Origin of the sequence: Moraxella lacunata, assembly GCF_900453205.1 — a bacterium.
GTDB lineage: Bacteria > Pseudomonadota > Gammaproteobacteria > Pseudomonadales > Moraxellaceae > Moraxella > Moraxella lacunata_B.
This window is the reverse complement of sequence record NZ_UGQU01000003.1, coordinates 73,473-97,198: the sequence shown is the minus strand read 5'-3', so window position 1 is coordinate 97,198 and position 23,726 is coordinate 73,473. Positions and strand designations below refer to the sequence as shown.

Sequence of the window (23,726 nt, the reverse complement as noted above, 5' to 3'; positions counted from 1 at the left end):
CATCATGCTTTAACCTTAAAATGCAACCAGCTCACCCGCTGCCAATGAATGTGCGAATGGATAGGCTCCCGCATCATCAGCGGAGGCATATGATCGCCCACAACAATCACCTCAACACCTGCCATCTCAGGGCGTTTGATAAGTTCGCCCAATCCATCAAAAAACTGGGCGTGTAGCATAAAGTTGTTACAAATATCACCTTTGGGTAGGTTGTGCTTATTGCAGTCTAGTCGGTGATTGATGATATCACCTCTAGGGTAGTGGGAATGACTGGTTAGGGTTAGCCAATAAAAGAAGTTTTTATCATGGGTGGCAAAACTTTCTGCAACAATATCAAACAGTTCGTTATCACAAATACCATTAAAAGCCTCACAACGTTTTTTGTCGCCATGATGTTCAGCAAAGACCGTCTCAGCAAAACCCATTTTTGGATACAAAAAATCTCTTTCATAAATCTGACTAAATCCACCATGCATGCCTATGGTATGATACCCCATCCGCTTTAATTGATTGGGCAAACAGTTGTCAAATTCTTTATTAGCAACTTTATTAAAGGCATAACCACCCTCTACGTCAAGCAAACACAGCTCCCTAAGCTCACCTTCCACCGTTGCTCCTGCAAAGTCAAAATAACCGTCCTTGATAAACTCTAGTCTGTCAGTTTGATTGTAAATACCTGCCAAAATATCTTTTTGAGTGCTATCATGACGTGCCACCCCCCATGACTCTGCCACAATGAGTAATTTTTTATCAGAATTGCCAAAATAGCTAGAGGCGTTATCAATGTCAATGGGGATCATGGTTGGTACTTTGCCAAAATGTTTAATAAATTCACTATCTACCACCCACCGATAGCGTTTGTACTGGCTATGAATGACAAAGTAATCTGACTGAGCGAATCGTTCACCATGTCTATCTACATATTTGATTTCATTAAAGTGGCTATACGCAAAAAAACCAACGAGTGACACAAATAACACATAAAGCCATCCTGTCTTAATCATAAAAGGTTTGGCAAGTCGTCTCATAATAAAGGGCATAACGGTAAGATATGTCGCCACAATTCCTACAAGCACCATATAACGCAAGGGGGCATTGACCAAAAATGGAGCAAGTGATATTGCTGCAAAAATATCCAAAAATGGGAATAATTGCATGGTCATCATCACAACATCAAGACTTATGGTGCAAAGCAGCACCAACATCGCCAACACACGAAAAAACCGATAAGGCAGAGCAAATAGCACACATGCCACAAAATAATCAATGTTAATAAGAGGCCGAGACACACCCACAAAATACGCACCAATCAGCAAAAAAACATTGGGAATCAGCAAAAAAATCAATGCCTGTGCCAAAAGCAGCCAATCAAGCTTTGGCAGTTTGTAATCATGAACGAGCCAATCGGGATATTTTTTAGAAGAATTCTTTTTTATGGTCATAGAACAATTACCGTTAAATTTGCATTTATAGATCAAATCCTCTATAATTCATGCATTGTGCAATAATATTGGGGAAAACTCGCTTGGTATCCTGGGAGCAAAACCCGCAAGCTAGGTTGAGATAACTCCTTTACCAAACTAGTTTGGTGCTTTATACTACCATGTCTAAAACTTACATTGGGATTGATATCGCCAAAAACACATTTGATGCCTGCTTTATTACCCATAACACTTGGCAAAACTGTACATTCACAAATAACCAACAGGGTTTTATAGAGCTAACATTGTGGATTCAAGCACATCATTATAACACATCTACCTTACATTTGATTATTGAGGCAACGGGGGCTTATTGGGAAAAATTAGCTCATTGGGCAATCTCTCATCATCATAAGGTAAGTATTGTCAACCCCTTATATATTCATGCATACGCCAAAAGCCTAGGCATACGCACCAAGACAGATAAGCAGGATGCCATTCTCTTGGCACGCTATGGTGCAAAAGAAAATCCACCTTTATGGCAGCCTAAATCAGACAACGAAATAAAACTGACTGCCCTTCTAAAACAACGTGAACACCACAAACGGCAACTCATCAAAGAACGCACTCGACAGGAAGCTCTGTCTATTTATGTGAAATCGTATACTGATGACAACATTCGTCATTGGAGTGACAGCATCACACAGCTCGATCATCAAATTTGGCAACTCATCAATTGCACGCCCGAGCTAAATTACCGTGCCAGCCTACTTGCCACAATACCTGGAATTGGCAAAAAGACACTGCCACATCTACTGGTTGTCATTGGAGATGGTTCATCATTTCAAAGTGCCAAACATCTAGCAAGCTATGCTGGGCTTGCCCCTCGTCATCATCAATCAGGCATTAGTATTCACAAGCAGTCTTCCATTGGATTTAGTGGACAAAAAGAACTACGTTCAGCCCTTTTTATGCCCGCTGTCATAGTCAGCTTTGGTCGATATCCCGCTTTTCAAAAGTTCGTCAAACGCATGGAACAAAAAGGCAAAACCAAAAAACAAATTATTATCGCCATCATGCGCAAATTACTCACCATCAGCTATGCCGTTATTCGCCAAAATCGCCCTTTTGACAAACGCATTCATGAATAACATTTATTGGTATCCTAGCTGCAATCGCTCTACCTGCTTACCAAGACTACATCTCTAAGTCTCAAACTACTCGTGTAGTGGGCGAACTAGCTGCTGGTAAAACTGCTGTAGATGCTGCTTTGTTTGAAGGTAAAGAGCCGGTTTTGGATGCTGGCAACACCGCAACCTCTAAAGAAGATATTGGCTTAACTTCCACCGGTGGCAAGGCTCGCTCTAATCTACTAAAAGAAACTGGTGGCGTTGTGTTAGCTGGCTTCTCTGCCACTAGTTCAGCTGGTACTATTACTGGTACCTTGGGTAACCGTGCCAATAAAGACATCAGTGGTGCTATCATCACTCAAAAACGTGCTAATGACGGTGTATGGACTTGTCACGTACAGCAAGGCACTGCTACCGGTTGGAAGGATAAATTTATTCCAACAGGTTGCACAAATACTGCACCATAATTTTAATTATTGAATATATTTTAGTTATGCGAAATCACCTCTTATTGGAGGTGATTTTTGTTTGTGAGAGAAATTTATCTTTACAATAAATATACAAAAATAAGAAAACACTTGTCTATTTTTTATCTAAAATAATCAATCACAATTATCATCCATTTCTTTTTATTCTTGTTTTAAAAGATACTTAAGTCATGCTAAATAATTTTAATAAATTTGTCGCCTCGTCGGTATCAATGGCGTATTTGGCTGTATTAAGTTGGGCGACGGCTTACGCTTATGGTTGGGGTCAAGCAGCATATCATGGCTACCCATGGTGGCATGTAGTGCAAGGTGGTAGCATGATTGCCAGAAGTTTGGCTTATGTCTGTGTGGTATCCATGATTCTTGTTATTGGCTATTTGATCGGATATCAGGCGTTTAAGTTTATTAAGAGATTTTTTGGGCTACTACATGCCTCTTGGGGTGCATCTCATTTGGGGTTTGTCAAAATTTTTATTTTATTGGCGATCGTATCAACACCCATCATGTTGCTACTGTATTTTTATATTGGTATTTTGTCGTCATACCGTCTGATGGGATGTGTACTTTCTATTTTAGCTATTTCTTTAGTTTGCCATAAGTTCGGACGGGCAATCTCTTTTTCTATTCGTCTTAGGGAGTTGATGAGTAACGAAAAATATTATCAGATTTTTATGGCTTTTATTTTTGTGTATGTGGTCGTTTCTGCGTTTTCGATAGGGTATTTGCGTTCAGCCTTTTTTACGGGTTATGATTATTGAAGTAGAGAATCGCCCTTATTACATCTTGGTGGCAAACGGTGATGAAGAGTTTATCTTGGGTGAGAACATCAAGCACAACAGTCATTTTATCTTTTTTAATCGCAAAACTTTAAATCATTACACCATACACATCACACCATCTCCTTATCTACCCTATAAAAACCAACTATCGGCACAAATATACCACCAAGAATAAGCAATATTTGACAATTTGTATAGTAAATTCTATTCAAAGCACAACAAAGGTTCTCCGTTCGTGGTAAGCTATGCCCGCCCATAACGGAGAACCGCTTCACCCGCAGGCAGGCTCAGAGCGAACGGTTTTTGTATGATTTTGATATGAATTGAGTGTGGTTAGACTTGAATGTGTAACCTGAGCTGGTACGCCAACGGTTCTTTGAGTGGCGGTTTTTCTTATATTTGATGTTAATTGCTCTTTTTAAGAGATGTTAATAGTGGTTGCTGATGATGTATTTACGTAAAACACCACCCCATAAAGGAGCGGTGTTTTGTAATCTAAGAGTAGATTATTACTGAGCTGTACAGCCAGTTGGGATAAATTTGTCTTTCCAACCAGTAGCACCAGAACCGTTAATAGTACAACTCCATACACCATCAGCAGCACGATTTTGCATGATTTTCGCACCAGTGATGTCTTTATTAGCACGTGTACCCAAGGTGCCAGTAATAGTGCCAGCTGAACTAGTAGCAGAGAAACCACTTAATTCAACATTTGACATCAAGTTGGAACGAGGTTTGTTGCTGGTGTCAGTTAGACCAATATCCTCTTTGGAGGTATCAGCATTATTAGCTTGCAATACTGGCTCTTTACCTTCAAACAAAGCAGCATCTACAGCAGTTTTACCAGCAGCTAGTTCGCCCACTACACGAGTAGTTTGAGACTTAGAGATGTAGTCTTGGTAAGCAGGTAGAGCGATTGCAGCTAGGATACCAATAATGGCGATTACAATCATTAGTTCGATAAGGGTGAAACCTTTTTGAGCGTTCATAATGAACTCCTTAGTTCATAGGGGCGATATTGCCCAGTTTGTTTAAGTTAAGTGATTAGCAACTTTAAACATATTTGCTAACCTTACACTCATACTGTTGCATTGTCTGTGCCAACTTTTTGGCGGATTTGGACTGTTTTGGGAAAAATAGGCAAAATTGAGAAAATTTTAAAAATTTTGTCTAAAAAATAAGCAGATTTTTTGCCATTTTTTAAAATTGATTAAGATATGTACAAATTTTTTTCTTTTTTACCAAAAAAATTTTTAAAAATTTTTAAAATTTGATGTCTGGCAGGTAATTTTGGGTGACAATTTTTGTCAGTTTTGGATTTTTTGACATTTTTTGGCAGGTTGGGCTGACATTTTGGTGGATGTGCCAATTTTTGACATGGACAAAATTTTTACCTATCAAAAATTGTTGCCAAAATTTGTCATATTAGCCAATTTTTGACACAAATGGACACTGACATGGCATTAATGTGTCATGTGTGACGATTTTGTCAATGTTGATAAACTGGCATAAGATGATGTGAAATGGGTGAACATCACAGATCCATGGCGAACATCAGATTCGCTGGCTGTAAATTCATTTTTATCAAAAAAGCCCCGAACATGTTCGGGGCTTTGGTGATGGTGGATTAGTACTTTTGGTCTTCGGGGGCTTGCTGTTCGGCGGTGGCGGTGTTGCCTGTTACGGTATCAGTGGCACTGCTGGCAGCCCCTGTCACGGCATCGGCGGTGGCGGTGGCGGCATCAGAGACCACGCCTGCGGCGGCTTCGGCGGTATTTTTGGCATTTTCTACGCCATTATTTGCCACGTCATGAGCGACATTAGAGACACCTTCAGCGGTCGCATTGGCTGCAGCTTCGGCCTCGGCGGCCACAGTGTCAGCAGCGGCTTTGGCGTTATTGGCGGTGTCAGTGGCGGCAGACTGAGCCGTCTCGGCAGCCTTATCGCTGGTCTCTTTGCTACACGCTGTCAAAGCAAGGGCAGCGACAAGCGTGGTTAGGATTAATTTTTTCATAAAAGCACTCCAAAGGAAGTATGTATTAGTAATGGCAGTACATCTTTAAAAATGATAAAACACCAACATTTAAAGATGTCTTAAAATCTAGTCATAGTTTAGCAGAATGATGGTATTTGGCAAGGGCAAACATAAAAAATGCAACAAAAATTAACAAATGTTTTTGTTGCATTTTATCATTTTTATATAAAAATCAGATACTTATCAAGGTGTATCTAGTGCGGTGATGGCGGGCAGGGGTTTACCTTCAACAAATTCTAGAAACGCCCCGCCCCCTGTGGATAGGTAGTCCACACCATCTGCCACGCCATATTTGTCAATGGCAGCCAAGGTATCGCCACCGCCAGCGATGCTAAATCCTTCGCTGTCCGCCACTGCTTGACAGATGATGGCGGTGCCTTGACCGAATGCGTCCACTTCGAACACGCCCACAGGCCCATTAAATAGAATGGTTTTGGCGGATTTGATGTGCTCGCCCAGCTTACTCGCCGACTCTGGGGCGATGTCTAGTATCATGTCATGCTCACCAATCTCATCCACGGATTTGATGGTGGCAGTCGCTCGACTGAGTGAACCCAAAAAGTCATCAAAATCAATCTGTCCTTTATCCGCGACCACGACATGAGTAGGTAGTAGGATGTTTGTCTTGGTCATGATGTCACGGGCGGTATCCACAAGGTCGGCTTCGTATAGGGAGGCACCGACATTTTTGCCACTCGCCACCAAAAAGGTGTTGGCGATACCACCACCGACTAGGATACTATCGCATAGCTTAGCTAGGCTGTTTAGCACGTCAAGTTTGGTAGATACCTTTGAGCCACCCACGATAGATAGTACAGGTTTGGCGGGATTGTCTAAGGCTTTGGATAGGGCATCAAGCTCGGCAGAGAGTAGGTTGCCTGCACACACAGGCTTGCCGTCTGCGATACACGCACGAATCACCCCTTCGGTAGATGCTTGGGCTCGGTGAGCGGTGCCAAAAGCGTCCATGACAAAGATGTCGCATAGGTTGGCGTATTGTTTGGATAGCTCGGGGCTGTTTTTCTTCTCGCCCACGTTAAAGCGGACGTTTTCTAATAGCACCACCTCGCCTGATTTGACCGACACGCCATTATCCAGATAATCGGTGGAGAACGCCACGTTCACGCCCAGTTTGTCCGCCAAATAATCAGCAATCGGAGCTAATGAATATTTGCCCTCGCTCTCGCCTTCGGTGGGTCTACCTAGGTGCGAGCAAACAATCACGCCCGCCCCTTTGTCAAGACATGCCTTGATGGTGGGTAGGGAGGCTTGTAGGCGGACATCGCTGGTGATGACACCGTCTTTGATGGGTACGTTTAAATCTTCACGGATAAGGACGGTTCTGCCCGATACGTCTAAGTCAGATAGATAGGTAATGCTCATGGGTCTTCCTTTTGGTCATGATATGGATGGTGACATAAAGTAACGCTATTTTAGCATAATTTTTTGGCTTTTCTCAATGTTATCATGACAGCAAATGATGGTATTTTTTATAATGATGTCATTTTTTCAAAAACCATCAATCCCATGTTTCTAGGTAGCGACGCCATGCTTGGCATTTTGCTGTGACCATCTCAGGGCTATGGTGCAGGATGTCCGTGGTCACAGCGACATAATCAATGGGTATCTCACCGACCTTTTGGCGAAGCTCATCCATGTTGTTTAGGCTTATCCCACCAATCAGACATAGGGGCAAGCCCACTTTGTGAGCACGAGATAGCGTCTCGCTACTGACGGTCTTAGCCAGTGGCTTGGTCATCGTGCCAAACATCGCTCCCATCGCCCCGTAGCTTGCCCCCTGTTTTTTGGCTTCTCTAAATACCGCCACATCGCCATGACAACTGCGACCGACATGCACGCCATCGCCGAGTATCTCTCGTGCCACTCGCACACTCATCGTCCCTGACAGATGTAGCCCTGTGTTAAAGTGGGAGGCAAGTTCTAGATTTTCATTAATGACCGTGGGAATGTCGTATTTGTCCGCCAGACTGATGAGAATCTCGGTCTCTTGGTAGAGCGTAATCAAATCAAAGACATGAGCGGTCTGATGACGGCGGATTTGTAGTAGTGATACCACACCCGTATCAAAGGCACGTTCTAATTTCTCGCTTAGGGTGTGAATGTCTTCATCACTGGTAAGCAGGTATAATTTGGGGGCGGTCATGGTCGTCCTTGGAGGCAGAGCTGGTTGGTATCGGTACTATATTATAGTCAATTCGTCAAAATAATAGGTATTGTTAAATAAAGATAGATTTTAAGGTTTTCCGTTCGGACTGAGCTTGTCGAAGTCTAGGAAAACCGTTATGGTTCGACAAGCTCACCACGAACGGCTTTCTAGAAAAGTATACTCAATTAACAATACCAAAAAATAATAAATAACAAAAAGACCCAATGGTCGGGTCTTTTTTTGCCATCAATAGGGCAATCAATAACGATAGGCAAGCTGAGTTAGGATGTCCTCAGCGTCATCCCAACGGCTGTTAGAGGCACTGGCACCGAGCAGTACAACAACGGCAGGACGGTTATTGACGTGGGTCTCCATCACATAGCAATAACCTGCCTCACGGATAAAGCCTGTCTTTGACACGCCAATCGGGTGATTGCCTGCACGGACAAGACGACTGGTATTTTGAGCTTTGTAAGTGCGTGAACCTGAGTTGTAGTTATTGACATAAAAGTCATAGTTTGGGGCGGTTGAGAAGTTACGCACAGTCTGATAACGTGGGTCAGAATTCACCGCTCGCATCATCTTCACTAGGTCGTTCGCTGATGAGCGGTTACGTGGGTCTAGACCTGATGCGTCAGAGTAGCTTGTGCTGTTCATGCCCAGACTTTTGGCTTTTTGGTTCATCGCCCAGATAAAGTTATCATAACCACCGGGGTAAGTACGGGCTAGGGCTTTGGCAGCAGGGTTTTCTGACTTCATGAGCATAAGGAGCATGAACTCACTACGGCTCATGCGGTCGCCCGAGCGTAGGTTAGAGCTTGCTTTTTTGGCGGCGATAAAGTCCGATGGTTCAATCACAATCTCTTCACGCATGTCAAGCCCCGCATCCATCAGCACCATCGCTGTCATAATCTTGGTTACAGAGGCGATAGAACGCACGGCATCGGCATTTTTTTGATAGATGGGCTGACCGGTTTGTAGGTCAAATACGATGGCGGCGGCAGACTTTGTGCTAATAGGCAACTGCTCGCCATATTGGTAGCTGCTGCCATAACTGGTCTGCTGTCCATAAGGCTGAATGGCAAAGGGCTGAGAAGTGGTCGTACCAGCAGGAACAGATGTTCTAGTAACCTGAGTGTTGGTGTAGCCTTGGTTGTAGGTGTTAGGGGCTGTATTGGTGTTGGTATAAGTGCGAGTTTGCTGAATGGTCGTGGTTGCAGGTGGAATCTCTTGGACGGTAACCGCTTGCATGCTCTGGGCATTGCCTTTGCCGATATAGATGGTTTTTTGTTGGCTGTTGTCCACCAAAAACGCATGGGCAGACACTGTCATCATGGACATGACAGACAGGCTTAGCCCACAGGCTAGGTGCTTGGGGCTGACTTTTTTAAAATTAATTTGCTTCATAAGTTCCACTCTCGGCTCATTGATGGGGTTGCAGGATTGATTTTCTCGGGCGACAACCTTGTTTGCAAGAAAATACCTAGGCCACTTGCATTGACATCAACACACCGTCACATCAATGACATCGGCAACACTGGCTTGGTGAAACGGACAAATACATTTAGACCGTCTCATCATTTTTATTCTAACATAACAAGAACACTTTTTTATGTTAAAAATCAAAGTTTTTGGGTAAATTTGTAAACAAATTTAACACGTTTTTATCCCTAACTTTTATCTAACTCATCATCTTTGTTAGCGTAATAATCAAGCAAGTGTTTTGTAACATTTTTGCAAAACATTGTCCGGTTTTGGGCAACACCTAGAGCAGTTTTTTGTTAAAAAAAGTTACTAAAAAAATTGCTAGATGACTGGTTAATTGTTAAAATTGTCAATCGTACAGACGGTACCCAAACATCGATTTTAGTTTAGCCCAAATCAACTAAGACATTGCAATTTTTGAGCCATTTTGGATGATTTTTTGGATTTGGGTGCTTAAATGTACACATGATAAACAGTTCTGATATGATTTAGACAGATTATTTTAAAAAACATTTTTAAAAACCATTTAATATTTATTTTAGAAAGGTGGGCAAAATGACAATAAAAGTACTCATCGTAGACGACCATGAGCTTGTCCGCATGGGCATCAGTCGCATGCTTGGTGATGACCCCGACATTGAAGTTGTTGGGGAAGCAGGCTGTGGCGAGACGGCAGTGGTAATGACCCGCAAGCTCGCTCCTGACGTGGTGCTGCTAGATGTTAATATGCCCAACATCGGTGGCGTGGAGGCGACACGACGGATTAAACAGCTTGATGAGTACATCAAGGTTCTGGCAGTGTCTAGCTTGGTGGCTGAGCCTTACCCATCCATGCTTTTAAAGGCGGGGGTAGATGGCTACATTACCAAAGGCACGCCCATTGGCGAGATGATAACCGCCATCAAAAAAGTCAAGGCAGGTGGTAAGTATTTTAGCCATGAGATTGCCGATGTGCTTGCCCAAAATGTGCTTGATAAAAAAGCCAATCCTTTTGATGGCTTGTCCGAGCGTGAAAAACAAGTTGCCATGATGGTAGCGAACTGCCAAAGTGCCAGTCAAATTGCCGACAGTTTATTTGTGAGTGTCAAAACCGTAAACACTTACCGTTATCGAATTTTTGAAAAACTGGGTGTGGATTCTGATGTCAAACTCACCCATCTTGCCATACGTCACGGACTGGTCAATACATGAGCCCATCTCCCATCAGACACACCAAAACATGGGTGCGAAAACTGTGGTTTTTGTCCGCCAATGTTCACGAAGAAGCGCTCATTTCCACGATGCGTGTGCGTCAGCTTGGACTCACCTATGGCGTCTATCGTTTTATCATCGCCTGCTTTTTGCTCATGGCAAACTTTTTACTCAACCGTGACAAGGCAGGTCTACCCACCGAGCCTACTTTTTTAGAACAGACGGTATTTAGTATTTATGTTGTTGTCGCTTTGGTGCTGTTATTTGCTTTTTTTATGATAAAAAAACGGTCAAGATTGCAGCTATTATCAGGCTTTGTGGTGGACGTTGTTTTTTTGACCTTATTTGCTCTGTATGGCAAAATCAGTGATTTTCAAATTACCCTACTATACATGGTGGTCATCGCCGCAAGCTACATGCTATTGTCCCTATCCCGAGCGACCGCCATCACACTCATGACTGTCTCAGCGCTCATCTACCAGCAGTTTTTTCGCTTTTTCTTTGAGACACCGACGACCGAAAAAAACTTACTTACCATCAATGACAGTCTATTGTTGTCGGTAAGCTTGATTGCGGTGGGTTTTTTAAGTTGGTCCATCTCTCAGCGACTCGCCAAAGCCGAGCGGTCCCTGCTTGATCATGCCGATGAGGTGGAAAAGCTCCACACCATCAACCAAGCTGTTGTCAAGAACATGGTAAACGGCGTGTTGGTGCTAGACCCTGAGCGTAACATCGTCATGATAAATAACGCCGCCCAACGTCTTTTGCATCTACCCATTGATGATAATGCCTGTGACAGCCCTGCCAAAATCATTGAGCTGTCTCGTATTATCATTAAACATCACCCCAAAATCATCGGTTGGTATCGCTCACTTGCCCCCAGCCAATCAGCTGAACTCATCTACGACATACCGCCCAAGACTCACGATGAAGCTCACATGAGTCAAACTCACCTTGCCGATAAGCTACGCATCAGCTCCAAGCCCCTACTTGAACATGGGCAGATTCTCATCATCGAAGATTTGAGCCGCGAACAAAGCCACGCCCAACAACTAAAACTCGCCAGCCTAGGTCAGCTCTCTGCCAGTATCGCCCATGAAATACGAAACCCCCTTGCCGCCATCAGCCAAGCCAGTCAGCTACTCATGGAAGATGTGCGTGATGATGATGTCAATGCTGAGTTTTATGAGATGATTTATCAGCAGACCAAACGGGTCAATTCCATCATCTCTGATGTACTAAGCCTATCTCGCCAAGAGATACCCAATCAGTCCGCCCTAGACGCACCAAGTTGGGTGCGACAGTTTTTAGCGAAGCATTATCCACACGAATTCATCATTGTAACGGGCGACACCGCCAAGCCTATCTCGTTCTATTTTGATGCCAATCAGCTAGAACAAGTCATGACAAATCTCATTAATAACGCCTTATACCACACCATTCATCAATTCCATGATAATGATGTGGAAATACGTCTAACCAAGACCAAAACAGGGGCGTTTATTGATGTACTAGATCACGGTGAGGGCGTAAGCGAGAAGGATTTGGCAAGCCTATTTAATCCGTTTTTTACCACCAGCAAAAAAGGCACGGGGCTTGGGCTGTATCTATCCCAATCATTTAGTGAAGCCAATAACGCCAAAATTCGCTATTTTAGAGAAGATGACAAAAGCTGTTTTCGCTTGATTGTCTCTAACACGCCAGTTACCTGATGTTTGGCCAGCACCCAACCACCTTTGCTTGATACATTCATCCACTTAATTTTACCGTAAAATCTCTGTATGTTGGGTTTTGTGTAAAAATCCTATATAATAGAGCACATCTAAGTTATTGGGAATATTCATGCAAGATAAGCCACTCGCCCTAGTCATTGACGATGAAGCCGACCTGTGTCGTCTCATGCAAATCACCCTAAACAAGATGGGGGTGGATACACACGTTGCCTATGACGTGGCAAGTGCCAAAGCTTTTTTGGCGGACAACCACTATGATTTTTGTCTGACTGACCTTGCCCTGCCTGATGGTTCTGGCATGGAGATTGTGGAGCTTGTCACCAAAACCACCACCACACCTGTGGCAGTCATCACCGCTCACGGCGATGTCAATGTCGCCATTGAAGCGATGAAAATCGGGGCATTTGACTTCGTCAATAAGCCATTGGATTTGCCTCGCCTGCGTCAGTTGGCTCAGTCTGCCCTAAAAGTCAATGAAACCATCACTCAAAGCACCAAAGATGATGCACCGCAAGACGACAGCCAAGAAAAAAGTGTCAGTGCCGCCATTCCACCCAATCCTTTGACAGGTGAGCTGGTTGTACCCACAGAAAATGATACCAAGACAGACACAGAACACAACACCGAAACTAGCAAAGATAAGCCCCAAAAAACAGGTCAAAATAGCACCAAAAAAAGCAAGTCATCCACGCCTGTCGCCGTCGTCAGTGACGATGACATTTTTGGCGGTCGGCTCATTGGTGATTCTCGCCCCATGAAACAGCTACGCTCTACCATCAAAAAACTGGCTCGCTCGCAAGCCCCTGTATTTTTGTGGGGCGGGTCAGGCACGGGCAAAGAGGTCGTCTCACGACTCATTCATGACCTAAGTCCTCACCGTGATGGTAGCTTTGTCCCTGTCAACTGCGGGGCGATACCATCTGAGCTAATGGAGAGTGAATTTTTTGGGCACAAAAAAGGCAGTTTCACGGGGGCGACATCAGACAAAATCGGACTGTTCCAGCAAGCCGATGGCGGGACGCTGTTCTTAGATGAAGTGGCGGATCTACCGCTTGCCATGCAAGTTAAGCTCCTGCGTGCCATCCAAGAAAAAACCGTGCGAACCATTGGCGACACCAAAGAAGTGCCTGTGGACATTCGCATTGTCTGTGCCACGCACAAGGATTTGGCGGATTTGGTACAAAAAGGGGCGTTTCGTCAAGATTTGTTCTATCGCATTAACGTCATCGAAGTGAAACTCCCTGCCTTAAATGACCGTCGTGATGACATTCCCATGCTGGCCGAGCATTTTCTGGATTTGATTGCCAAAGATTGGGGGCTTGATAATCTTAGCCTGACCGATGATGCCATCGATGTGCTGACCTATCATAATTTTAAAGGCAACGTGCGTGAACTTAGAAACATCTTAGAACGTGCTGTTACCATGAGCGACAGTGATGAGATTGATGCCCATCATCTCATGCTAGATGATGTTCACGACATATCAGAATTAGATGACACCCCATCTCATGTCAGCCATGATGACATCATCACGCTTGCACCGTCCGAACCTGCAACAGAGGCGATCAACACTATTACCAATGACATCCCCACCCCCTCCAATGTCATCAAGGTATCACCCTATCATGACCAACGACCAACCTATACCGCCAACACCGTCATCAAAGAAAATAAAGAGCCCAAGCCTATTACCCCAGGTCTAAATATCATCGCTTCTGCCAACTATGGCACGCCCTTATCCACCCCAAAATCCCAAAAAGTCAGTCCACTTGACTCAAATAGTGTCAGCCAAGCTTTTGATGACCTAAATTCGTCAGAGCATGAAAATTTGGCAAACGGCGAACTACCCAGTCAAGGACTAGAAGCTTATTTGATTGACCAAGAACGTCAAATAATCTGCAACGCTTTACAGCAGGCAGGAGGTAATAAAACCCAAGCCGCCAAACTGCTTGGCATGACCTTTCGCTCTCTGCGTTATCGCATGAAAAAACTTGATATCGATGATGGCGACGATGAATAACCTCTGACATACCAACCATAAAAATCAGCCACAAAAAAAGGGGTGTTCATTGAACCGACCCCCAAATCTTAGACACAAGATTAAAGGTTAGGTTAATAAAGCTAAGTGGTTTGACCAAGGACTAAGTCTCTGTACTGTTCTTTGAACTTGACAGGACTTAGTCCTTTTAGTTTGGTCTTTATTCTATCATAATTGTAGTAGTGTATATACTCATCAATTACTTTTTTAAGCTCATTAAGGCTTGTAAACTTGGTTTGTTCATAAAAGATTTCTTCTTTAAGTGTTCCAAAGAAGTTCTCAATGACAGCATTATCAAGGCAGTTGCCTTTTCTTGACATACTTTGGGTAATGCCATGGTTCTTTAAAGTTTGTACCCCACTCTCAACTTTCCCTTGAAATAAAAAAAGACATAGCCCAATCCAAGTTTCACCACAAAACAAAGGGAGTAAGTTATGTCTTATGATGATTTTATCATTAGTGTCTATCTTATGGTAGATGCTTTTTATAAAAATATTGTAACTAAGCCTATCAGAACCAAAGGCTATCCTCCTGCCTTATCCGATGCCGAAGTCATCACTATGGAACTTGTTGGTGAGTGTTTGGGTTTTGATACAGACAAAGGTATTTGGGCTTATTTTACCAATCATTACACTCACTACTTTCCCAAATTAGGCTCATACCCTAATTTTGCCAAACATTGTGCCAATTTGCTTTGGGTAAAAGATAAGATGATGAATGCAATCAGCATACACAGCCAGAATGAATACAACCCTTATCTGATTGACAGTTTTCCCTTGCCTGTGTGTCGTTATGGTAGAGCAAGACGAAACAAAAGCTTTAAATCCGTGGCAAGTTTTGGGTTTTGTGCAAGTCAACATGAGCATTATTTTGGCTTTAAAGGTCATCTACTGACCAGTGTACAAGGTCAAGTGATTGGCTTTGGTTTAACACCTGCCAACATTGATGATAGACAAATGGTATTTGAACTAACAGACATCCTACAAAACCAATCAAAGCAACACATCTGTCAGTTATTTGGCGACAAAGGGTATTTATCCAAAGATCTGCAAAGCGAACTTGCCAAAGCTGACATTGACTTACAAACACCGCTTAGGGACAATATGACCGATGACAGGGATAAAGGGTTTTTAAGCCATCTTAAAAAAAGCAGAAAAACCATAGAGACCGTCATCTCGCAACTGTCACAAAGATTTAACATTCAACAAACAAAAGCAAGAGATTTATGGCATCTGTCTAACCGACTTACTAGAAAGCTACTTGCCCACAGTTTTTGCATAGAGATTAACAAACAACTTGGCAACCCACCGCTTAAGTTTGAGATGATTTTTAGTTGAGAGTGGGGTAGTTTGTTGATAATGAAACATTTGATAATGCCAACCTCTGTCTGAATGAATGATGGGCTTGTCATCCCTCTTTTCTTGGCTTAGCTTATTTAAGGCATCATCAAGCATCTCTTTGACCAAGTCATAGTTTGGTCGCTCTTTGATGGCATAACTGACAATCTCTCCATTAAACAAGTCTATGATGGGCGATAGGTAGAGTTTTTGGCAAGTTTTACCATGACTACCATCATCACCATGTGATATAACCTCAACCTTAAATTCTGTGATGTCTGTTGCCCACTTTTGATTGGGCTTTGTGGCTTTAAAATCTCTTTGTAGGACATTGTCTTTAATCTTGCCTTGGTGTTCACCTTGATAAGATGAGTAAGCTTTGTATTTTCGTTGTCTGATTTTGGATTTTAAACCAAGCTCTCGCATGAGTCGTTGTACTTTTTTATGGTTGATGACAATGCCCTGACCAGCAAGTGTTTGATTAAGCTCTGCACAAATCCTACGATAACCGTATCTGCCTTTGTGGGTGTGGTAAATGTGCTTGATTTGTTCTTTTAGGGATAGGTCTTTGTCTTGCTGTTTGTTTTGTTTTGGGTGGTAATATAACCAACAAACCTTGAAACAACACCAATCATCCCCATATCTCCATCACCATTCACTAATCACTACTTCAAATGGCTTATTCACTAGAAATCAGACAAAAAGCCTTGGCTTATTATGACAAATGCAAGAACATTGACCTTGTTATGGAAGCTTTTGGTGTATCAAGACACACCGTGTTTCGTTGGAGACGACAACTTAAAGAAACAGGCAATTTGTCTTGTAAAAAACCCACCAACAGACCCAGAAAGTTTGACAGAAAAGAGCTTCTTGCTTACGTAGAAGCAAATCCTGACAAATACCTACGTGAAATTGGTGAAGTATTTGGGTGTAGTGATATGGCAATCCATAAAGCACTCAAAGCAATGAACATTACTCTTAAAAAAAGACCACAACTTACTTCGAGAAAGACCCAAATAAAGTCAAAGACTTCCAAGACAAATTAACACAACTACAAGCTACGTCCAAACACGGTTATGAGCTTGTCTATATAGATGAGACAGGCATTGGCACTTATCTACACCGTACTCATGCAAGAAGTCTAAAAGGTCAAAGAGCCTATGATAAAGTCAGTGGCAGACGCTATCAACGAGTCTCCTTAGTGGCAGGACAAATAGGGGGCAAAGCCAAAAACTTGATTGCTCCACTCATCTACAACAATACAATGACAAGTGCTTTGTTTGAAACGTGGTTTGAACAAATGCTACTGCCTTGTCTTAACAATCACACCAAACAAACAGGCAAGCCTTGTATCATCATCTTAGACAATGCAAGATTTCACAGAATGAAACACTTGCAAGAGCTTATCAATAACACAACATACAAACACATCATCTTACCATTACCACCTTACTCATCCAAGCTAAACCCAATAGAGCAAACTTGGGCAACGATTAAAAGATGGCTTAGAAGTCATTTGTCAGAGTTTGATACAATCGAAGAAGGTTTGAAGTGTTATTTTGGGGTTTGGTGAGTATAAAACACACTTCTTGGTAATTTGGCAATGCCAAGTAAGGTGTTTAGGGTGTGCTTATGCCTTAGTTCTTGCACGATGGTTGTCTTTAACTGATTTAGGTGTTTGGCTGATGAGCTTACTTGTTTTGCTCTTTCTGACGAATTAAGGCATCGAGCTTTTTTAGGTAGTCGTTCTCTGCTTCTAAATAGGCTAAGCGTTTTAGAAGTTTGGCATAGTCATCATCTTGTAGATTGACTTTGCTGGTTGATTTGGTTTTGTTTGAATTGGACACAGACTTTCTGCCTTTAGGTTTGGGGGTGAGTCCCATTATACCAAAGCTTTGATAAGACTTTAACCAGTTTGACAGTAAAGACGGGGGTTGGTAGATTAAGCTCTATGGCAAGATGGGTTAAGGATTTGCCATTTTGAAGTTGTTTGATTGCATTAAGTTTAAAGTCTGTGTCATAGACAGCTTTGGTACTTCGTCTTTTAATGCCATCAATGCCATGTGTTTGATAGAGTTTGACCCACTGTTCAACAATGCTGTCTGTGGATAGGTTAAACTGTTTAGCGGTTTGCTTGTAACTGTGTCCGTTTAGATAATATGCTATGACAGACAGTTTAAAGTCGGTGGTGTATTTTGCCATAGAAAGCACCCCAAAGGTTAGTTTGGTGTCTAACTTTTGGGGGGGGGGCGGTTCACATCACACCCCTTTTTTTACACGCCTAGAATCCACCCACAGGAGCAAACTCCACGCCTGTTTCTAGTTTTGCTCCATCCATCAAGATGAGTGCTTGCGACAGCCACACGTCAGACACCGCCATCATGGTCGGTACCAAATCGGTAGATTTATTAAATGTCACATCAGGCACGACCCCTACCCCATCAATCTGCTTGCCATCGGCAGTTAGGTAATGAGCGGTGGTCATCTTAACTGCTTGATTGTCACCGATAGGGATGACCGACTGCACCGAGCCTTTGCCATAGCTCGTCTCACCGACTATCAACGCTCTCTTTTGCGACTGCAAGCTACTGGCAAGCACTTCGGCGGCCGATGCCGAATAACGGTTTTGTAGTATCATCACTGGTAAATCAATCAGCAGTGGTGAACCTTCGGTTTTTAGCTCTCGCTCTACCCCTTGTCGCCCTGCCACCTGCACCAACGTCTGATTACGCATAAAGAGCGATGCCACTGCCCCTGCCGACTCTAAGACCCCACCGGGGTTATTACGCACGTCCAATATTACCCCCGATATGGGTACGCCCGCCTGCCCCAAGCTCTCCAAAATCTGCTGACGGGTGTTATTTTGAAACACAGGGAGCTTAATGATGGCTACCCCGCCGACGATACTGGTTTCAACATTGCTTTTTAGTACTTCATTACGCTGAGCGGTAAGTCGTCTTTTGTTACGCCCCGCACTTGATATCACAATATCCACTTGCGTGCCTGCAATACCATTTAATAACTGCTTGACGTCATTTTCACTATGACTGTCGGACAGCTTAGTATCACCCACTTGATGTAGATAGTCCCCCACTTTCACGCCAGCACGCTTGGCAGATGAGTCTTCATGAACATCAGTGACGACCCAATGCTCTTCATCAGCTTGCCACACTACTGACAGTCCGATGTTCGCCACGTTGCCTGCGGTGAATGATTGTAGATTGGCAAAGGCTTCTTTGTCCAAAAACTCAGCATGGCTATCTAGCCCTGTCAGCATGCCACTCATCGCATTTTCAAAGAGCTTCTCATCACTGACTTCTTCGACATAGTCACGACGCACCAAATCCACCACCGACACAAAGGTTTTTAGGGTGTTTGGCGACACCGCCCCCAACGGCACACGCCCCTGATGAAGCCCTTCTATGCCATGCAGTGTATTAGGCTTACTCTCTAAGGCATCAAGTGTCGGGCTTGTTGGGTCCTGAACATCCATCTGCTCGCCTGTCTCTGCTTCAACATCCAGACCGCTGTCGGCTTGCACATCATCGCCAAAGCCGAGCAGATTTGCCACTTTATTGATGGGAGTACTGATGGCTTTGGGTAGCTCGGCATGGCTTGTCGTCGGCACACTTAGCGACAACGCCACCATGCTCGCCAGTAGTGTTTTTGTCAGTTTCATAAATCCACCAATAGACTCATCCCCGTCATCTCGGCAGGTTTTTGCATACCCATCAGGTGTAAAATGGTCGGAGCGACATCACACAGTCGTCCGCCTGTCCGCACGCTCACCTGCTTGTCGCCCACATAGATAAACGGCACAAATTCGGTCGTGTGCTGAGTATGCACCTGCCCGCTCTCATAGTCTTGCATTTGCTCGCAGTTACCGTGGTCGGCAGTGATGAGCAGATGACCTCTCATCTCACGCACCGCACCGACTATCTCGCCGATACAGGCATCTACCGCTTCCACCGCCTTGACCGCCGCATCAAACACGCCCGTATGCCCTACCATGTCGCCATTGGCGTAGTTGATGATGACCACATCAAACTCGCCTGAGAGTATCGCCTCTTTTAGCTTATCGGTAACTTCAAAAGCACTCATCTCGGGCTTTTGGTCATAGGTTTTAACATCAGGGCTGTTTACCAAAATACGCTTTTCGCCGTCATACAGCTCTTCACGTCCACCACTAAAAAAGAACGTAACATGAGCGTACTTTTCGGTTTCGGCAATGCGAAGCTGAGTTTTGCCGTGATTTTGCAGGTATTCGCCCAGTGTGTTGGCAAGGCTTGTGGGATAATACGCCACTGTTGTTTTGGGGTTAGCCTCCAACTCATCAGAATATTTAGTCATCATGACAAAGGCGGACAGCTCGGGCGTTGCCTTACGATTAAAACCGTCAAAATCAGCACTCACAAAGGCCCCACTAATCTCTCTGGCACGGTCAGCCCGAAAATTGACAAAAATCACGCCGTCATTGTCCGCTATCACACCATTATCATCAATCATGGTTGCTTGTACAAACTCATCGGTCTCGTCCGCCCCATAGGCAAGCTCTATGGCATGACTGGCACTGTCCGCTTCACGCACCGCCTTGGCTTGGGTCATCAGGTCGTACGCCTGCTCCACCCTATCCCACCGCTTGTCTCTGTCCATGGCAAAAAAGCGTCCGATACAACTTGCGATTTTGGCTTCGGCATCAAACTCTTGGCTAAGAGTTGCCAAATACTGCTCCAAATCCGCCACATAGCCGTCTGCCGATTTTGGCGGAGTGTCTCGCCCGTCCAAAAACGCATGAACGAACACTTGGCTTGCCCCCTGCTCTACGGCAAGTTTGGCGGTCGCCTTAATGTGGTCAATGTGAGCATGAACCCCACCGTCCGACAGCAAGCCCAAAATATGCACCGCCCCTTCATTGTCTATCGTGTCCTTGACCGCCTTAACCAGCACGTCATTATTAAAAAATTCGCCCGATCTGATGTCGTTCATGATACGGGTAGAATCTTGGTACAAAATCCGCCCCGCTCCTAGGTTCATATGCCCCACTTCTGAATTGCCAAATTGACCGTCAGGCAAGCCCACATCCTGCCCTGAGCCTGAGATAAGCCCATGTGGGCAAGTCGCCATGAGCGTGTCTAGATTGGGTTTTTTGGCGGTATAAACGGCGTTGTCTCGGGGGTCTTCTCGGTGTCCAACACCGTCCAAAATCATCAAAACGTGGGGGATTTTTTTCATGATAAAGCCTTTTTTAACAAATCAAAAATGATAACTCATTTCTCATTTTATCACAAAATACCCCCATTCGGCACGGCAAAAACCGCCCAAATCTTGAAATTTTTACAAAATTATCGTACAATAGAGCCACTGAAACATTCGCCAGTTGAGAATACACCTGAGCCGATAATCACACTTACAGGGTAATGACTGTTTGCTGTGGTGTGTATGCCCGCATCATCTGATGTATCGGGAAACCTAAAACAGCAAAGATTTACCCGCCTTGAACTACTTGGTTCATGGGCAACACTTGACAGCGGTGTTTCGGTTTTTTATTTTTTATGCTTTTAAAATATTGATTTTAAACAAAAATATTTTTAATCTCAAAATTTTTATCATTTTTTTGAAAAATTTGCTTGACAAGATGTCAAAAATCTATATAATACGCAATCACTTGATACGACAAGTTATTCCCCAATAGCTCAGTCGGTAGAGCATCGGACTGTTAATCCGTGTGTCCCTGGTTCGAGCCCAGGTTGGGGAGCCATATTTAAAAGCCCTTTTCTATTTTGGAAAGGGTTTTTTATTTTTGGTTATGTCATTAGTTGCTTGACACCATGGACATGATGACAAAAACCACACCATCATGCCCACACCCCATCACCAATCATTTGCGATTGCTTGGCACTGCCACCGACCTTGACGGATGTCTTGATGCTTAGCCATGTCTGTCTTTGCCGTCTTGTTGGGCTGGTTTGATACCCAATGATACCGATAGATTTTATCATCTTTGGCATGAAATTCAGACAAATGCTCAGGTTTAACCGTATAATAATCACCGTTTTCATGATAATCAAACGCATCCAAATCCCACCCATACGACTGATCATCACTCATCAGGATGTCTATTTGATTAAACCCATTTAGCAGGATAAAATTAGGGTTGTTTAATTTTTCCACAATGGGATTGCCGTTGTCATCAAAATATTCATCAATAAAATCAAGCTCGCTCTCATCACGGCTCAGATACGCTCGCCCTACTGTCTCATCCGCCCTATCTTGTGTAAAATAAATCCGCCCATTATCAGTCATCAGTTTATAACTAAAACTTTGGCTAAATCGCTCTCGTTTGGTACCATACACGACAATGATGTCATTATGACCGCTCGGAATATCATTTTGCCATGCATAGCCCTCTTGGTGCTTCCTGCCATCTTTACCCACTTCATTCATGTTAGCATAAAACTTCAAGGTATTGACATCATTACCATGACACAAATAAGCACTACCGCCAGAGACGTAATTTGGCTCATCATCATTAATTTGTAATAAAAAACCATCTTCATCACTTCGCCCCTTGATATGAAGACGCGTGCCATCTTGATAACGGTTATGCCTACTCATCACGGCAAACACAGAAGGCTTGTCCATCTCAATAGACATCACATCATCCACAAGCTGATAACCGCCAAACACCACCATGCCCATCGCACTTATCATCACACGCTGATTGGGCAAAAGACACATCATACTCTGATAAGGCTTGTCTTCGTCATGTTTTAAACAACCAATCAGCTCATCAGCATTTGGATGGCTGTTTGCATAAGCACAAGCACTCATAAACATCATCAAACAAAGCAACCATCTCATCAAAGCACCCCTACAACCCCAACATCTTGGTTATCACGCTATAATGATCTTCAAACATCATACGCCCATCAAGCTCGCCAAGCGGCAGCCAAAACGCAAGGCTGGCATCATCGCCCCCTGCCACATCGGGGAGCTTATCACCTGTCAGTTCAAAATAGAACACCGTCGTTACCGTCCGTCCACGAACCGAACGGTCAGGAGCATCAAAGGTATGGCTTGCTTTTAGGGCATTGGGACTGATGATAAGCCCCGTTTCTTCTTGCAATTCACGCAAGGCACAGTCAAGCAGGCTCTCATCTTTATCCAAAAATCCGCCCGCCAACGCATACAGCCCACGCCCATACTCGCCCCCACGCTCGATAAGTAGCACATGACCTGCCTGCACCACCAACGCATCCGCTGTGACAAATACGGGCGGATACGGAGCAGATTCCCACGCCTTTTGATAATCTAGGACATGGCGGTATTCACGTTGCAGATGAGTAAAATCATCCGTTTGGGCAAATTTTTGTAAAAACGCCACGCTCGGGGCAGGCAGTTTATCTTGCCAATCATCGCCATTTTTTAGGCGTTCATCTAAAAAATACGCCCGTCTTAGCGGTGTGGCGGACAGATTTTCAAAACTGGGCAGATCAACAAAACCCCAATCAGGAAATAACGACAAATAATACGAACTGTCATCTTTGGCATGCCCAATGATACCAATATTGGCAGGTTCGTTTTGGGTGATGAATGAGACCGCTTGTTGGACGTTTTGTAGCCATTTATGGTCATTATAGAGCGTGTCATCAATGGGCATACAAATAATCCGCTCGCTGTCGCCAGTATCATTATCAAAGGCTTTTAAAATCATGCTTTCACGCTCATCAAAGCTAAACGGATTTTTAATGGTGCGTGGGCTATTTGCCGAACCGATGAGCATGATGACGGTTTTGGCACGGTTTAGGGCTTCACGCACGACAAATTCATGTCCATGATGAAACAGCTGAAATCGCCCGATAAATACCAAATAATCAAATTGAGCCATGTTAAATCTCATTATTTAAAAAATTAGACTTGAT

The 23,726-nt window shown here is 43.8% G+C and carries 21 protein-coding genes, 1 tRNA gene, 1 other RNA gene and 2 pseudogenes; 11 read left to right on the top strand and 14 right to left on the bottom strand.

The window, feature by feature from the left end; genetic code table 11:
• Positions 1-2: 2 nt before the first annotated feature.
• Positions 3-1,442, bottom strand: a complete 1,440-nt coding sequence (locus DX073_RS14545; RefSeq protein ID WP_115007732.1) for a sulfatase-like hydrolase/transferase — start codon at positions 1,440-1,442, stop codon at positions 3-5.
• 161 nt (positions 1,443-1,603) lie between these two features.
• Here DX073_RS14545 and piv point away from each other — a divergent pair, with 161 nt between their 5' ends.
• The 4 genes from piv (at position 1,604) to DX073_RS09295 (ending at position 3,993) form a co-directional block, all read left to right on the top strand.
• Positions 1,604-2,572 carry an IS110 element transposase-like pilin switch DNA invertase Piv gene (gene piv, locus DX073_RS09310; RefSeq protein WP_076611962.1) on the top strand — a complete coding sequence of 323 codons (969 nt, stop codon included), beginning with the start codon at positions 1,604-1,606 and terminating at the stop codon, positions 2,570-2,572.
• The gene (locus tag DX073_RS09305; protein WP_115007730.1) at positions 2,569-3,018 is read left to right on the top strand and encodes a pilin; all 450 of its coding nucleotides are present in this window, start codon (positions 2,569-2,571) and stop codon (positions 3,016-3,018) included. The genes piv and DX073_RS09305 overlap by 4 nt, the downstream gene beginning before the upstream one ends.
• Before the next feature lie 191 nt (positions 3,019-3,209).
• Positions 3,210-3,797, top strand: coding sequence for a hypothetical protein (locus DX073_RS09300; RefSeq protein WP_115007728.1), 588 nt, complete (start codon positions 3,210-3,212; stop codon positions 3,795-3,797).
• Complete coding sequence (locus tag DX073_RS09295; RefSeq protein WP_115007726.1) at positions 3,787-3,993, top strand: hypothetical protein; 207 nt, start codon at positions 3,787-3,789, stop codon at positions 3,991-3,993. The genes DX073_RS09300 and DX073_RS09295 overlap by 11 nt, the downstream gene beginning before the upstream one ends.
• Positions 3,994-4,327: 334 nt before the next feature.
• Here DX073_RS09295 and DX073_RS09290 read toward each other — a convergent pair whose 3' ends face one another.
• From DX073_RS09290 to DX073_RS09270, 5 genes are all read right to left on the bottom strand, one after another.
• Positions 4,328-4,807 (bottom strand): pilin, encoded by a 480-nt coding sequence (locus DX073_RS09290; RefSeq protein ID WP_115007724.1) that lies wholly within the window; start codon positions 4,805-4,807, stop codon positions 4,328-4,330.
• 638 nt (positions 4,808-5,445) lie between these two features.
• A complete protein-coding gene (locus DX073_RS09285) occupies positions 5,446-5,832 on the bottom strand; it encodes a membrane lipoprotein lipid attachment site-containing protein (protein ID WP_115007721.1) in 387 nt (128 codons plus the stop codon).
• Between the two features lie 204 nt (positions 5,833-6,036).
• The gene (locus DX073_RS09280; RefSeq protein WP_115007719.1) at positions 6,037-7,236 is read right to left on the bottom strand and encodes a phosphoglycerate kinase; all 1,200 of its coding nucleotides are present in this window, start codon (positions 7,234-7,236) and stop codon (positions 6,037-6,039) included.
• Positions 7,237-7,372: 136 nt separating this feature from the next.
• Positions 7,373-8,017 (bottom strand): thiamine phosphate synthase, encoded by a 645-nt coding sequence (locus tag DX073_RS09275; protein WP_115007717.1) that lies wholly within the window; start codon positions 8,015-8,017, stop codon positions 7,373-7,375.
• Between the two features lie 261 nt (positions 8,018-8,278).
• Positions 8,279-9,418, bottom strand: a complete 1,140-nt coding sequence (locus DX073_RS09270; protein WP_404932939.1) for a D-alanyl-D-alanine carboxypeptidase family protein — start codon at positions 9,416-9,418, stop codon at positions 8,279-8,281.
• A 642-nt stretch (positions 9,419-10,060) separates the two neighbouring features.
• Between DX073_RS09270 and DX073_RS09265 the strand changes: the two genes are divergently transcribed.
• The 3 genes from DX073_RS09265 to DX073_RS09250 all read left to right on the top strand — a co-directional run bounded on the left by DX073_RS09265 (position 10,061) and on the right by DX073_RS09250 (position 14,449).
• Complete coding sequence (locus DX073_RS09265) at positions 10,061-10,696, top strand: response regulator (protein ID WP_115007715.1); 636 nt, start codon at positions 10,061-10,063, stop codon at positions 10,694-10,696.
• Entirely contained in the window at positions 10,693-12,408 is a 1,716-nt protein-coding gene (locus DX073_RS09260) for a sensor histidine kinase (protein ID WP_115007713.1), read from the top strand. Before DX073_RS09265 ends, DX073_RS09260 begins: the two co-directional genes overlap by 4 nt.
• A gap of 130 nt (positions 12,409-12,538) precedes the next feature.
• Positions 12,539-14,449: a sigma-54-dependent transcriptional regulator gene (locus tag DX073_RS09250; protein ID WP_258556924.1), complete on the top strand. Its 1,911-nt coding sequence runs from the start codon at positions 12,539-12,541 to the stop codon at positions 14,447-14,449.
• Between the two features lie 101 nt (positions 14,450-14,550).
• Here DX073_RS09250 and DX073_RS09245 read toward each other — a convergent pair.
• A pseudogene (locus DX073_RS09245) lies at positions 14,551-14,820 on the bottom strand (transposase); the annotation flags it as partial.
• Between the two features lie 81 nt (positions 14,821-14,901).
• Here DX073_RS09245 and DX073_RS09240 point away from each other — a divergent pair.
• Positions 14,902-15,804, top strand: a complete 903-nt coding sequence (locus tag DX073_RS09240; RefSeq protein ID WP_115005464.1) for an IS982 family transposase — start codon at positions 14,902-14,904, stop codon at positions 15,802-15,804.
• Positions 15,805-15,816: 12 nt separating this feature from the next.
• On the opposite strand, the pseudogene DX073_RS09235 reads toward DX073_RS09240, so the two are convergent.
• A pseudogene (locus DX073_RS09235) lies at positions 15,817-16,407 on the bottom strand (IS3 family transposase); the annotation flags it as partial.
• 71 nt (positions 16,408-16,478) lie between these two features.
• Here DX073_RS09235 and DX073_RS15075 point away from each other — a divergent pair.
• A protein-coding gene (locus DX073_RS15075) for an IS630 family transposase (RefSeq protein WP_404932928.1) occupies positions 16,479-17,377 on the top strand; the annotation gives its coding sequence in 2 pieces (ribosomal slippage) (positions 16,479-16,794 and positions 16,794-17,377; 900 coding nt in all).
• A 118-nt stretch (positions 17,378-17,495) separates the two neighbouring features.
• Here DX073_RS15075 and DX073_RS14330 read toward each other — a convergent pair.
• The 4 genes from DX073_RS14330 to gpmI all read right to left on the bottom strand — a co-directional run bounded on the left by DX073_RS14330 (position 17,496) and on the right by gpmI (position 21,036).
• Positions 17,496-17,651 carry a hypothetical protein gene (locus DX073_RS14330; RefSeq protein ID WP_181814412.1) on the bottom strand — a complete coding sequence of 52 codons (156 nt, stop codon included), beginning with the start codon at positions 17,649-17,651 and terminating at the stop codon, positions 17,496-17,498.
• 13 nt (positions 17,652-17,664) lie between these two features.
• Entirely contained in the window at positions 17,665-18,006 is a 342-nt protein-coding gene (locus tag DX073_RS09215) for a helix-turn-helix domain-containing protein (RefSeq protein WP_115006852.1), read from the bottom strand.
• 79 nt (positions 18,007-18,085) lie between these two features.
• On the bottom strand, positions 18,086-19,483 hold the full coding sequence (locus tag DX073_RS09210; RefSeq protein WP_258556923.1) for a S41 family peptidase: 1,398 nt from the start codon (positions 19,481-19,483) through the stop codon (positions 18,086-18,088).
• Positions 19,480-21,036 carry a 2,3-bisphosphoglycerate-independent phosphoglycerate mutase gene (gene gpmI / locus DX073_RS09205; RefSeq protein ID WP_115007706.1) on the bottom strand — a complete coding sequence of 519 codons (1,557 nt, stop codon included), beginning with the start codon at positions 21,034-21,036 and terminating at the stop codon, positions 19,480-19,482. Before gpmI ends, DX073_RS09210 begins: the two co-directional genes overlap by 4 nt.
• Positions 21,037-21,159: 123 nt before the next feature.
• Here gpmI and ssrS point away from each other — a divergent pair.
• Both ssrS and DX073_RS09195 read left to right on the top strand, forming a co-directional pair.
• Positions 21,160-21,350, top strand: a non-coding RNA gene (gene ssrS / locus DX073_RS09200) — 6S RNA.
• Between the two features lie 136 nt (positions 21,351-21,486).
• Positions 21,487-21,562: transfer RNA gene (locus DX073_RS09195), tRNA-Asn, on the top strand.
• A 113-nt stretch (positions 21,563-21,675) separates the two neighbouring features.
• On the opposite strand, the gene DX073_RS09190 is transcribed toward DX073_RS09195, so the two are convergent.
• Both DX073_RS09190 and DX073_RS09185 read right to left on the bottom strand, forming a co-directional pair.
• The gene (locus tag DX073_RS09190) at positions 21,676-22,665 is read right to left on the bottom strand and encodes a hypothetical protein (protein WP_115007704.1); all 990 of its coding nucleotides are present in this window, start codon (positions 22,663-22,665) and stop codon (positions 21,676-21,678) included.
• A 10-nt stretch (positions 22,666-22,675) separates the two neighbouring features.
• Complete coding sequence (locus DX073_RS09185; RefSeq protein ID WP_115007702.1) at positions 22,676-23,692, bottom strand: bifunctional nicotinamide-nucleotide adenylyltransferase/Nudix hydroxylase; 1,017 nt, start codon at positions 23,690-23,692, stop codon at positions 22,676-22,678.
• Between the last annotated feature and the right edge of the window lie 34 nt (positions 23,693-23,726).

What these genes read in the sequence shown, in the direction of transcription:
- DX073_RS09210 (WP_258556923.1), bottom strand. Translation starts at nt 19,483, where the DNA reads ATGAAACTGACAAAAACACTACTGGCGAGCATGGTGGCGTTGTCGCTA.
- DX073_RS09185 (WP_115007702.1), bottom strand. Translation starts at nt 23,692, where the DNA reads ATGGCTCAATTTGATTATTTGGTATTTATCGGGCGATTTCAGCTGTTT.
- DX073_RS09260 (WP_115007713.1), top strand. Translation starts at nt 10,693, where the DNA reads ATGAGCCCATCTCCCATCAGACACACCAAAACATGGGTGCGAAAACTG.
- DX073_RS09250 (WP_258556924.1), top strand. Translation starts at nt 12,539, where the DNA reads ATGCAAGATAAGCCACTCGCCCTAGTCATTGACGATGAAGCCGACCTG.
- gpmI (WP_115007706.1), bottom strand. Translation starts at nt 21,036, where the DNA reads ATGAAAAAAATCCCCCACGTTTTGATGATTTTGGACGGTGTTGGACAC.
- DX073_RS09215 (WP_115006852.1), bottom strand. Translation starts at nt 18,006, where the DNA reads ATGGCAAAATACACCACCGACTTTAAACTGTCTGTCATAGCATATTAT.
- DX073_RS09285 (WP_115007721.1), bottom strand. Translation starts at nt 5,832, where the DNA reads ATGAAAAAATTAATCCTAACCACGCTTGTCGCTGCCCTTGCTTTGACA.
- DX073_RS09275 (WP_115007717.1), bottom strand. Translation starts at nt 8,017, where the DNA reads ATGACCGCCCCCAAATTATACCTGCTTACCAGTGATGAAGACATTCAC.
- DX073_RS09280 (WP_115007719.1), bottom strand. Translation starts at nt 7,236, where the DNA reads ATGAGCATTACCTATCTATCTGACTTAGACGTATCGGGCAGAACCGTC.
- DX073_RS09265 (WP_115007715.1), top strand. Translation starts at nt 10,061, where the DNA reads ATGACAATAAAAGTACTCATCGTAGACGACCATGAGCTTGTCCGCATG.
- DX073_RS09295 (WP_115007726.1), top strand. Translation starts at nt 3,787, where the DNA reads ATGATTATTGAAGTAGAGAATCGCCCTTATTACATCTTGGTGGCAAAC.
- DX073_RS09240 (WP_115005464.1), top strand. Translation starts at nt 14,902, where the DNA reads ATGTCTTATGATGATTTTATCATTAGTGTCTATCTTATGGTAGATGCT.
- DX073_RS14545 (WP_115007732.1), bottom strand. Translation starts at nt 1,442, where the DNA reads ATGACCATAAAAAAGAATTCTTCTAAAAAATATCCCGATTGGCTCGTT.
- piv (WP_076611962.1), top strand. Translation starts at nt 1,604, where the DNA reads ATGTCTAAAACTTACATTGGGATTGATATCGCCAAAAACACATTTGAT.
- DX073_RS09290 (WP_115007724.1), bottom strand. Translation starts at nt 4,807, where the DNA reads ATGAACGCTCAAAAAGGTTTCACCCTTATCGAACTAATGATTGTAATC.
- DX073_RS09190 (WP_115007704.1), bottom strand. Translation starts at nt 22,665, where the DNA reads ATGAGATGGTTGCTTTGTTTGATGATGTTTATGAGTGCTTGTGCTTAT.
- DX073_RS09300 (WP_115007728.1), top strand. Translation starts at nt 3,210, where the DNA reads ATGCTAAATAATTTTAATAAATTTGTCGCCTCGTCGGTATCAATGGCG.